Raw genomic sequence first — 11142 nt, forward strand, 5'->3', positions numbered from 1 at the left:
CTTCGTCTTGGGTTCCTCGTTTCTCTTCTCTCGTTGTTCATTTTTCAAGGTGCTGTGCCGTCCAAATTGTGGATGTGACGCACGGGACAGCTTTGTTATAATACCATAGAACACCGGGGATGTCAACTGGTTTGTAAAACTTTTTTTCAATAATCGCAAATTTCCCGTAAAAGTCCCCGCACCGCCTCTTCCCGCCCCCTTTCTTCCCCCGGAAACGCATAATCCGGCCCGCGGCGCGCATACTGCAACTAACCGCGGCGCGGGCGTTTCCCGTGCCTGCAAGGAGGTTTTCACCATGTCGAAAGAACACGGCGCGGATGCGCGTCCGGTCCTGCTCATCCGCACCATCTCTTTTTCCCTTGCCCTTTTGCTGCTGATCGCCCTGGGCGTCTTTGCCGCGCGCATGTGGCGGACAACCGACGTTCTCTCCAAGCAGGGCTCGCGCGGCAACGAGGTGCGACAGATCCAGCAGAAGCTCAAAACCTGGGGCTATTACTCCGGTGAGGTCGACGGCATTTTCGGGGTCCAGACGAAAAAAGCCGTCATGGACTTCCAGAGGAAAAACGGCCTGGCGGTCGACGGGATCGCGGGCAGCGCGACGCTCCGGGCCATGGGCATCTCCAGCCCGCAGCAGACGGGGGGAAGCGGCGGCTATTCGGAGAGCGACATCGCGCTGCTGGCCAACATCATCTCGGCGGAGGCGCGGGGCGAACCGTTTGAGGGACAGGTCGCGGTGGGCGCGGTGGTGCTCAACCGGGTGGAACACCCCTCCTTCCCCGACACGCTCCCGGGCGTCGTCTACCAGCCGGGCGCGTTCACCGCGATCACCGACGGGCAGATCAACGAGGCGGTCGCCGAATCGGCGCGCAAGGCCGCGCGCGAGGCGCTGGCCGGCTCCGACCCGTCGGGCGGCGCGCTCTACTATTATAACCCCGACAAGACCTCCAACAAGTGGATCCGCACCCGGCCGGTGATCAAACGGATCGGCGCACACCTGTTTTGCAGCTGATTCAGTATATTTTATCTTTCTTATTACTATTTGTATTTCATTTTTTGCGGCAGGGGATGTTTTTTCCCTGCCGTTTCCATTATAATATAGGTATCGCAGTTTCCGCGGCGGGTCCTCCGCCGGAAAGAAAATCTGTTTGCTCAGGCTTTTTGCCAAAAGCCGGGATGGAGTCCGCTCATGCTTTTAAAGAAACCCGACCTGCAGATCCTCACGGTGTGGCGCATCCGCCTGCTCCTCGTGGCGCTTGTGCCCTCCTTTTTTTCCGCCTTCTTTTCGCCCCGCATCAACTGGGTGTGGTGGCTTTTTACCGCTGCCTGGATGGCGGCTTTTCTCTATTTCTACATATTCTATTATCCCATCAAATACCGCAAGCTCTCCTATGGCTTCAACCGCCGCTGCCTGCTCATCCACTGCGGCGTCATCTATACGCGTGTAAAGGCGGTTCCCTTAACAAGCATCCAGTACGCGTCCGTCGCCTCCTCCCCCCTCGAACGGCTTTTCGGAGTCTGCTCCCTCTTTGTCTATGCGGCGGGCAGTTCCGTCTACATCCCCGGCCTGCCCCCCGCCGACGCCGACCGCCTGCAGGCGTTCCTCACCCCCGCCGACGAGGAAGGGGGCCCTCCCGATGCGTAAGGCCTCCGCCGTCCACGCCCATCCCTTCTCCATGCTGACCTTTCTCTACCGCTTTCTCTTCCTGCTGATCATCCCGCTGGCGCGCGGATTCCTCTCCGCACTGACGGGCGACCTGCTTTCGTGGGTTTCGGGCGCGTGGATGGACATCCTGACCGTCCTGCTCATCTTTTTGCTCGCCTGGAAAAAGTGGGATTGTTTTGAATACTACATGGACGATTCTGGCATATTTTATACTTCTGGTATATTCTTTAGGCGGGAAACCTTTATCCCCTCGGACCGGATCTGCACCTGCGCGGCGATGCGTCCATTCTGGCTGCGGCCGCTGAAGGTCGCGCGGCTGCGGGTGGATACGATTGCCCGCGGCGCCGGCAAGGCCGACATCACCTTCTATGTCGGCGAACGGGAGGCCGCGCGGATCCTCTCCCTCTGCCGGGGCGTTCCGGAAGAGTCCGACGGCGGGGTCCGCGCCGCCTACCGTCCCCGGATTTCGGGGGTTGTGTTCCTCTCCCTCTTTACCTCCAACTCCTTCCTTGGCATTGTATTTATCTCGACCTTTATCTCCCAGGCGGGCCAGATCCTCGGGCAGGAGCTGGCCGACCTGCTGCTGGCCACCTTTGAGGAGCTTTCCCGCCGCGTCGCGTTTGGCCTTCCGCCCATCGCGGCGGGCGTGGCCATCGCGCTGCTCGTCGGCTGGCTCGCCGCCTTCCTCATCAACCTGCTGCAGACAAAAAACCTCTGCACCCTCCGTGTCGGGGATTCCCTCCACGTCAGCGGCGGCGTGCTTGTGGAAAAGGAGTACTTCCTGCGCGCCCGCGACATCAGCTTCGTAGACATCCGGCAGAGCCTTTTAACCCGCCTGCTCGGGCGTTATTCGGTCTTCCTCAACGCGATCGGCTTCAACAAGGACAAATCCGACGTGTCGGCCGTTATCCCTTTTTCCAGCCTCGAAAGGACCCGCGAGCACCTCTCCCGACTGCTACCCGAGTATACCGTTTCCGCCCGCACCCTCAAGCCCAACCTCGGGGCCATCTTCAAGTTTTTGATCGATCCCTTCTGGCCCTGCGTCCTGATTCCCGCCGGCACGGCCGTGGCCTGCTGGCTGCTGCCCAAATGGACCGGCCTGATCGGGTTCGCCGGGTTCATGCTCTCCCTGCCCGCCCTCTGGTTTTTGGGCGTCCGGATTTTGGATTTTCTCTCATCCGGGGTTTCCCGAGAGGGAGATTATTATACGTTACGTTATTCAAATCTATATTATCTACACACAGTTGTATTTTCGTTTGATAAAATCGCGCTCGTCAACGTCAGACAGAGCATCCTCCAGCGCGGCGACCGCAAATGCGACCTGAAGGTTTCCACCCGCGCGGAGGGGCGCTTCCGCCACCATATCCGCAACCTCGACTGGGACGGCGTGCTCGCGCTCTTCGACGCCGCGGACGAGGCTCCTTCAGAAAAATAGGGCTACCTGATGATGTGCGCGGCGCTTCACGCCGCGCACATGTTTTTCTCAAATTATTTATGCAAACGGCCAGTTTTTCATTTTGACAAGTGCCCTATACATAGGGATACTGCACAGGGATTATACATTTAAGCATCATTGACTTTCTCCAATTTCTACCTTATACTTGAGGCGGAGACTGATAACAAGGAGGGTATTGCGTGAAACATCTGTTAAAGCTGTCCCTTGCAATTTTGCTGGCCTGCGTACTTGCGCTAGGCTCGTTGACTGCAGCGTTTGCAGAAGTCCCGGCGGAACAGGAGCCCCCTGCTGCTGCCGAACCGTCTGAGCCCGGAGGCATGCCGCCATCCGCACCGGAGGAACCAGCGCTGCCTCCGTCCGTGGAGCCCGGGGCTCCTGTAACGCCGCCGGAAGAGTTGAAGCCCGCCGGGCCGGAAGTTCCCGGAAAAGGGGATCCGAAGCAGCCTGAAGCTCCCGGAGAGGAACCCGGCGCTGGTCCGTTTGAGGACCCGGAAACCCCAGAGGACCTTGAGGAAATTACCAAGGTGAGCAATACGCTCTCCGCGCCTGCGCCGGTGAACGCCCCCGAGGCCGAAGAGGGCGAAATCCGGTCCATCACGGTTTCTCCGGTAAGCATCGAAAACGGCGGCACGGTCACGGTCACCGTCGAGATGTACTATCCGCAGGAGCAAATGGATAATCGGGTCGTCTATGTGAAATTCATGCACACGGAGGACAACCCGTTACGTGAATTCAGTGCAAAGTGTTACCGGCAGGAAGAGCCGGGCGCGCCTGAGGATCATATTTATCACTTTGTCGGGACGATTGATGTAAAGCCCTACGCCTCCTCTGGCACATACAAGCTGGAATACCTGGACGACTGGGTGAACGATCAGGATTATTGCAGCGATCGCTATAGGGAGCATCACTTCGCTTATTCCTCCACCCTTTTCATTCCTTCGGGATGGCAGCCGACCTTCACCGTGGATAACAAGTTCAGCGCCGATACTGCCCCGATCTTGGAAGCCATTGAGGCTGGCACTTCTGCCGTGACGCTCAACGGCGCGCCTCAGACCATTGACCTCCGTCTCAAGGTGAAGGTCGAAGGCCTCGCGGAGATCTCTGACATTGACGGTGCGGTGGCAAATTTTGAATATCCGGATAAACAGCTCTCTTTCCGCATTTCCGACTTTTCTTCCCAGCCGGATCAAAATGGGTTTTATACCGCTGCTCTTACCGTCCCGGCACATGCATCCGCGGGAAATTACCGATTGGCTTATCTGTCAATAGAAGACCAAAATGAAAACTACCGGGTCTACTATGCGTCGCCATATGCAGAAGACTACGAGAATGAGGAGGGTGCCGAGAATATCTCCAGCGATTTGGGAAAAGTCCTTTTTGAGATTGTCAATCCGCAGGAGGATAACACCGCGCCAATTCTTGAAGGAATCTCCATCGCCCCGGAAACGATCGAGCTCGGACAGACAGACAGCGTCATCCTGACGCTCCAGGTTTCCGACGGAGACGGCTCGGGTTTCGACCCCTATTCACCGGAGGACAGCATCGCATTGCGGGACCTCAATCATGGAGATGGGCCGCCCATTCGCGCGACATATATCGACGATAATTCTTGCCCTCCCGGCACCTATCGCTATTCCATTTCCCTCCGGCATGAAAATGTAATACAAAACATTACCTATTATGTAAAATATGTATATGTAGCGGATTTTGCCGGCAACCGGGTGCGGTATTGGAACAAAAATTTTAAAGGCGGCAACCCTGACGACCCCGAACTGCCTGATGTTACGCTGACTGTCGGGAAGGGATCCACAGATCCTTGGCTGCCGGACGATGAGAATGCCAACCCTCTGATATGGTATGGAAGCGCCGCGCTGAAATTCCCCGGCCAAGTACCCGAAAGTTTTAAGACACAGAGGATGAGTACCGACCGGAACAGCGCAATCGTCACCAAATATAACGCTTCCGGAGGTGCCCGACTCGCGTTTTATGACTTTAAGGGTCATCCCGTGGTCCCTGACGGCCCGGCCGTTCTGACTTTAGCCGTAAAATGGTATATGCCGTCTATAGATTGCTATATCTATTCGATCGGCGGCAACAACACCCTAACGGATATCACAAGTAACTTTACCTATGTTACGGAAAGTGATATCCAAGGCCGTCCCGGCTGGACATCCACTGTTTCTTCCCTCGGCGCCTACGTCATCTCCGATAAAAAACTCGTCACCCCTTCTGGCGGCGGCGGTGGCGGCGGTGGCGGTGGCGGTGGCGGCGGCGGCGGTGGCGGCGGCGGTTCCGCCAACGTAAACCTCATCCGCTCCGCTACCGTGACCAAAAGCACCACCACAGCAGTTTCCAACGCGATTGCCGCGGCGAAAAAGGCGGGACTTACTTCCACGATCGCGACCGTTACCGTTAAGACCGGCACGGAGATTTCCCCGCAGACCGTGCGCGCCATTGTGAAGGCCGCCAACGCCGCAGCCGCAAACAAAGGCGTGGCGGTGAACACCCTCCTTTCCATCGAGAACTGGAAGGTGGACCGCAATACGGGTAAAAACGTTCTCAATTACCGGGCCTCCTTCGATCCGGCCAAATGGACGGCCGCAACGAATCTCAAATTCAGTCTGCGGACCGATGACCTCTCGGTTCGAACCGCCTTTGAAAAAATTTATGTAAACCAGATGGCGATTATCCGGTTCGATCAGAAAGGCTCCCTTGGGATGCCCGTCACGATCACCGTGAAGCCCGATCTTTCCAAGCTCAATACGCAGACCCTCTACTTCTATGCATACGACCAGACCAGCAAATCGATCACGCAGATCGCTGCGCCGAATTACTGGTTCGACAAATCGGGATATCTCCATTTCACCACCACGATGGGGAATCATGTGATTATTACCGACCGGCCGCTGGTCAAGAAATAACGCCGTGCCAAAAGGGTCCGCTTCCAGTGGAAGCGGACCCTTTCCTATTCGCGTCCTGCCTGTTCCAATCCCGCGCTTCTGAAAAAGAAAGGAACGGGACCCTTTGGGATCCCGTTCCTTTTGGCAAGCCTGCCCAGTTTGGAACCGTCCTCCCGGCGGCAGGCCCAATGGTATCTGCCGCTGTTCCCCTATGGGGGTGAACAGGCGGTTTTTAGAGCAAAGCGAAGAAAACCTCCGCCACATAGGGGGTAAAGCCCCCTGTGAAAAAATCCCGCCACGGCAAGCCGTGACGGGATTTTTGGTGACCTGTACGGGATTCTACCCGCGGCAGAAAAAACGTGCCCCTGGCACGTTTTTTGCCGCTTTCCTTCGCCGTTCCGCCTCGGTTCGCGGCCTGCCTGTTCGAATCCCGCCTTCTGGGAAAAAAGGAACGGGACCCCAAAGGGTCCCGTTCCTTTTGGTGACCTGTACGGGATTCGAACCCGTGAACCCGCCGTGAAAGGGCGGTGTCTTAACCACTTGACGAACAGGCCGGATAAGTCGAGCCTCACCTCTCGGTGAGGCTCGAGCGAATGGTAGCGGTAACTGGATTCGAACCGGTGACACTTCGGGTATGAACCGAATGCTCTAGCCAGCTGAGCTATACCGCCATATCCGCCGCCCATACAAAAAGTACAAGCGAGCGAATTACATTATACTGGATACAGGAAAGTTTGTCAAGGTATTTTTGGCAGTCAGCGGAATTTTATCTCCGCTTCAAAGCAGCGTTCCTCCGCGACCCGTCCGCCGACGTAATAGGCGGCGTCCGGAAGCGAGGCCACATCCAGTTCGATCACCTCGCCGGCCTTGGCCTCCCGCTGGTAGACGATGCCGAAGCTGGCGATCTCCCGTTCGGTGAGCGGCTCCAGCGGCAGGGTGTCGCAGACGATGGCGGCATAGACGGCGTTGTTCACATGGAAGTTGTAATCGAGATCGCTGTATTTGACCTGCCGCAGGTGGGTGACCGTCTCCGCCTCGGGCCGCCGGATGCGGTAGCCGGTGATGTATTCCCCGTCGTTGGGGAACATCTCGAAGCCGTAGACGTCGAAGACCGATGGACGCAGGATTTTGTGCGTGTCGGGGCTCACGAGCATCCAGGAGATGCTCACCTCGATGAGCTTCTCCCCCGTCCGCGTCTCGAAGATCGTGTCGCGGATAAACTGCGCGCCCTTCGGCCTGCGGGGGATCGTCGTCAGCAGCAGCTCCTCCCCGAAGAGCGGGCGCCGCTCGATCGTGATGAGCATCTTGTTGACGAGGAAAACCATCCCGTCCCGGTACATGCGGTTGTAGTCAATGCCCATCGAGGCGATGTGCTCGCTGCCCATCTGCTGGGAGTGGCGCATGATGTTTGACAAAGTCATCCGCCTGGTGATGTCGCTTTCGGGTTCCGTCACCAGAATCTTTTTTTTGTAGGCCTCTACCATGTTAGTCTCTCCCGTTTGCGTCCAATCTATCCGCCGGAACCTGCCGGCGCGGCGCGTTTACCGAATGACGTCCCTGCCGCCCATATACATCCGCAGCGGCTGCGGGATGCGCACCGACCCGTCCGCGTTGAGGTTGTTCTCCAAAAACGCGATCAGCATGCGCGGCGGCGCGACGACGGTATTGTTGAGGGTGTGGGGGAAGTAGTTTCCCGTCTCCCTGTTTTTGACGCGGATGCCCAGCCGGCGCGCCTGCGCGTCGCCGAGGTTGGAGCAGCTGCCCACCTCGAAATATTTCTTCTGGCGGGGGCTCCACGCCTCCACGTCGAGGCTCTTGACCTTGAGGTCCGCCAGGTCGCCCGAGCAGCACTCGAGCGTGCGCACGGGGATGTCGAGGGAACGGAAGTAATCGACCGTGTTCCGCCAGAGCTTTTGGAACCAGTCCATGCTCTCCTCCGGCTTGCAGACGACGATCATCTCCTGCTTTTCAAACTGGTGGATGCGGTAGACGCCGCGCTCCTCGATGCCGTGCGCGCCCACCTCCTTACGGAAGCAGGGGGAGTAGCTCGTCAGCGTCTGGGGGAGCTGGCTCTCCTCGAGCATCGTGTCAATGAATTTGCCGATCATCGAATGTTCGCTCGTACCGATCAGGTAGAGGTCCTCCCCCTCGATCTTGTACATCATGTTCTCCATCTCGGCGAAGCTCATGACCCCGTTGACCACGTTGCTGCGGATCATGAAGGGGGGCACATAGTAGGTGAAGCCCCGGTCGATCATGAAGTCGCGCGCATAGGAGAGGATCGCGGAATGCAGCCGCGCGATATCGCCGCAGAGGTAGTAGAAGCCGTTGCCGCTCGTGCGGCGGGCGCTGTCGAGGTCGATGCCGCGCAGCTTCTCCATGATCTCCACATGGTAGGGAATCTCAAAATCCGGCACGGCCGGCTCTCCGAACTTTTCCACCTCGACGTTTTCGCTGTCGTCCCTGCCGACCGGCACCGACGGGTCGATGATGTTCGGGATGACCAGCATCCGCTTTTTGATCTCCCCTTCAAGCACCGTCTCCTGCTCCTCGAGATCCGCCAGCTCCCTGGCCATCGAGGAGACCTGCGCCTTCGCCTGCTCGGCTTCCTCTTTCTGCCCCTTGGCCATCATGCCGCCGATCTGCTTGCTGATCGTGTTGCGCTGGCTGCGCAGGTAGTCGCAGCGGGTCTTGGCCTCGCGGTAGCGTTGGTCGAGGTCGATCACCTCGTCCACCAGCGGGAGCTTCTCCTCCTGGAACTTCTTTTTGATGTTCTCCTTGACCGCGTCGGGATTCGTCCGTACAAATTTGATGTCCAGCATGTCCATTCTCCTCCGAATTCGGTTTTTCCACACCCCGGGGCCTTCCTGTGGAAACTCAGCCCCCGCTCTTTTCCAGCGACGAAGCGATCGACCGCAGGTCGTCCTCGTCGTAAAATTCAATGACCAGCCGGCCCCTGCCGTTCTCCCCCTCCACCTTCACCTTGCGGGCGAGGCACTGGGAGAGCGCCAGCTCCACCTCGGCGAAAAAGCTCTGGTCCCAGGCGTTCTGCGGCTTGGGAGCGGCCGTCCGCTGCTTCTGCCGCTTGGCGAGCGCCTCGACCTGCCGCACCGAGAGGCCCTTTTTGACCGTGTCCGCCGCCGCCTGCCGGATGAGCTCCTCCTCCCCCAGCGAAAGCAGCGCGCGCGCGTGCCCGGCGGAGAGCTTCCCCTCCGACAGGAGCCCGCGCACCTCCTCGGGCAGGCCCAGCAGCCGCAGCGCGTTGGTGACCACCGGACGGGACTTGCCCACCTTGGCGGAGACCTGCTCCTGTGTTAACCCAAAATTTTCCATAAGATCCCGGTAGCCCATCGCCTCTTCAATCACGTTGAGGTCCTCCCGCTGGAGGTTTTCGATGAGCGCGAGCGCCATCGTCTCGCTGTCGCTGAGCTCCCGGATCACGACGGGCACCTGGGAAAGCCCCGCCATCCGCGCGGCGCGCCAGCGGCGTTCGCCCGCGACGAGCTGGTAGCTGCCGTCGGGCATCGGGCGCACGACGAGCGGCTGCAGCACCCCGTGCTGCCGGATGGAATCGGCCAGGTCGGCCAACGCCGCCGGGTCGAACTGCTTGCGGGGCTGGCCGCGGTTGGGCTCGATCTCGCTGACCGCCAGCGTCGAGACGGACGCCTCGTCGGTGGAGTTGTCGGCGAAGAGCGCCTCCAGGCCCTTGCCCAGTCCCCCTTTTGCCTTTGCCAATGCCTTACCCCCTATCCCCTCTGGTTCTTCCTGAGGAATTCCTCAGCCAATTCGTCGTATGCCGCGCATCCCTTGGAGGAGCGGTCGTAATACATGACCGGCTGCCCGAAGCTGGGCGCCTCCGACAGGCGGACGTTGCGCGGGATCACCGTGCGGTAGATCTTCTGCGGAAAGTATTTTTTGAGCTCCGCCACAACCTGCACCGTCAAATTGAGCCGGCTGTCGTACATGGTGAGCAGTACCCCCTCGATGTCGACCGAGGGATTGTAGAGCCGTTTGACCTGCCGCAGCGTCGCCATGAGCTGGGAGAGGCCCTCGAGCGCGTAATATTCACACTGGATGGGGATCAGCAGCGTGTCGCAGGCGGCAAACGCGTTGAGCGTGATGATGCCGAGGGAGGGCGGGCAGTCAATGAAAATGAAGTCGTAATCCTGCCGCACCTTCAGCAGCGCCGTCTTGAGGCGCATCGCGCGGTTGTCCAGCTCGACGAGCTCGATCTCCGCACCCGCCAGCGAGATATTGGAGGGCAGGACGTCCACATTTTCAAACGGCGTGTGCCGCAGCACCTCCGCCGGCTGCGCCGTCGCGACCATCAGGTCGTAGGTGGAATGCTTGAGGTCGCGCTTGTTGACACCCAGACCCGACGTGGAATTCCCCTGCGGGTCCACGTCGACCAGCAGCACCTTATACCCGCGCGCCCCGAGCGCCGCCGTCAAGTTGACCGCGCTGGTCGTCTTGCCGACGCCGCCCTTCTGGTTCGCAACTGCAATGATTTTGCCCATTTTTGCCTCCATTTACCCGGCTTGTCCGCTGATTTCATAACGGTTACGATTATAGCATAAATCGGGCGGCTTTAAAAGGGCAATCTGCGACAAAAATTCCCCATCCCCGCCCCGGGGTTTTGCCCTTCCGGGATTGTTTCACGTGAAACGGAGGAGGTGCCCTGCGGGCGGCGATGGCTTTTAGATTTGCCGCTCATCGAGCGGCGAGGCTTTCACGGGAATTGCCGCTTTCCAAGCGGCAAGAATTACTTGCGCGTTCCGCCGTGCGCCGCAGCGTCGGTTTTGGATTTTTCGCCCAGCGGCCGGAAGGCTTGTCGGTAGTCGACCGACAGCGAGTTCCTTTCTTGATCGCCCAAGAAAGGAACCAAAGAAGGGCGCCTAAGAACCCTCCGCCGGGTTCTTAGGAATCTCCGGGAGTACCTTGCCATAACCCGCGAACTACCGCCGCTCCCCAAGGGTACACTAGCTGAGGGCTCAACCTGATCTCGACTCCCCCAACGGGAGAGACGGAAGGTTCGGCGAAACCGTTCGTGCCTCCCCGGATGCACCTCAGGTACGGTTCCGGAGGCTCGCCGGCAGAGGCATTGCGCCCGCGGCGCGGCGGCT

Annotated in this window: 8 protein-coding genes and 2 tRNA genes; 4 read left to right on the top strand and 6 right to left on the bottom strand. The window is 59.0% G+C overall.

Going from position 1 to position 11142, the window contains the following annotated elements:
* Positions 1-295 precede the first annotated feature (295 nt).
* From sleB to RDM88_RS08945, 4 genes are all read left to right on the top strand, one after another.
* The gene (gene sleB / locus RDM88_RS08930; protein ID WP_308754509.1) at positions 296-1009 is read left to right on the top strand and encodes a spore cortex-lytic enzyme; all 714 of its coding nucleotides are present in this window, start codon (positions 296-298) and stop codon (positions 1007-1009) included.
* A gap of 177 nt (positions 1010-1186) precedes the next feature.
* Complete coding sequence (locus tag RDM88_RS08935; RefSeq protein ID WP_308754510.1) at positions 1187-1642, top strand: PH domain-containing protein; 456 nt, start codon at positions 1187-1189, stop codon at positions 1640-1642.
* Positions 1635-3098, top strand: a complete 1464-nt coding sequence (locus RDM88_RS08940; protein ID WP_308754511.1) for a PH domain-containing protein — start codon at positions 1635-1637, stop codon at positions 3096-3098. Before RDM88_RS08935 ends, RDM88_RS08940 begins: the two co-directional genes overlap by 8 nt.
* Before the next feature lie 200 nt (positions 3099-3298).
* The gene (locus tag RDM88_RS08945; protein WP_308754512.1) at positions 3299-6040 is read left to right on the top strand and encodes a hypothetical protein; all 2742 of its coding nucleotides are present in this window, start codon (positions 3299-3301) and stop codon (positions 6038-6040) included.
* A gap of 458 nt (positions 6041-6498) precedes the next feature.
* Here RDM88_RS08945 and RDM88_RS08950 read toward each other — a convergent pair.
* The 6 genes from RDM88_RS08950 to RDM88_RS08975 form a co-directional block, all read right to left on the bottom strand.
* A tRNA-Glu gene (locus tag RDM88_RS08950) sits at positions 6499-6573 on the bottom strand.
* A 40-nt stretch (positions 6574-6613) separates the two neighbouring features.
* Positions 6614-6690, bottom strand: a tRNA-Met gene (locus RDM88_RS08955).
* Between the two features lie 84 nt (positions 6691-6774).
* Entirely contained in the window at positions 6775-7503 is a 729-nt protein-coding gene (locus RDM88_RS08960) for an acyl-ACP thioesterase domain-containing protein (RefSeq protein ID WP_308754513.1), read from the bottom strand.
* Positions 7504-7560: 57 nt separating this feature from the next.
* On the bottom strand, positions 7561-8841 hold the full coding sequence (serS, locus tag RDM88_RS08965; RefSeq protein ID WP_308754514.1) for a serine--tRNA ligase: 1281 nt from the start codon (positions 8839-8841) through the stop codon (positions 7561-7563).
* Between the two features lie 55 nt (positions 8842-8896).
* Positions 8897-9754, bottom strand: a complete 858-nt coding sequence (locus RDM88_RS08970) for a ParB/RepB/Spo0J family partition protein (RefSeq protein ID WP_308754515.1) — start codon at positions 9752-9754, stop codon at positions 8897-8899.
* 11 nt (positions 9755-9765) lie between these two features.
* Positions 9766-10536 (bottom strand): AAA family ATPase, encoded by a 771-nt coding sequence (locus RDM88_RS08975; RefSeq protein ID WP_308754516.1) that lies wholly within the window; start codon positions 10534-10536, stop codon positions 9766-9768.
* Positions 10537-11142 lie beyond the last annotated feature (606 nt).

It is taken from the genome of uncultured Anaerotruncus sp., assembly GCF_902490045.1.
Taxonomy (GTDB): domain Bacteria; phylum Bacillota; class Clostridia; order Oscillospirales; family Ruminococcaceae; genus Anaerotruncus.

Bases quoted from the DNA above. Each gene is read 5' to 3' on its own strand.
- sleB (WP_308754509.1), top strand. From the start codon at position 296: ATGTCGAAAGAACACGGCGCGGATGCGCGTCCGGTCCTGCTCATCCGC.
- RDM88_RS08935 (WP_308754510.1), top strand. From the start codon at position 1,187: ATGCTTTTAAAGAAACCCGACCTGCAGATCCTCACGGTGTGGCGCATC.
- RDM88_RS08940 (WP_308754511.1), top strand. From the start codon at position 1,635: ATGCGTAAGGCCTCCGCCGTCCACGCCCATCCCTTCTCCATGCTGACC.
- RDM88_RS08960 (WP_308754513.1), bottom strand. From the start codon at position 7,503: ATGGTAGAGGCCTACAAAAAAAAGATTCTGGTGACGGAACCCGAAAGC.
- serS (WP_308754514.1), bottom strand. From the start codon at position 8,841: ATGCTGGACATCAAATTTGTACGGACGAATCCCGACGCGGTCAAGGAG.
- RDM88_RS08975 (WP_308754516.1), bottom strand. From the start codon at position 10,536: ATGGGCAAAATCATTGCAGTTGCGAACCAGAAGGGCGGCGTCGGCAAG.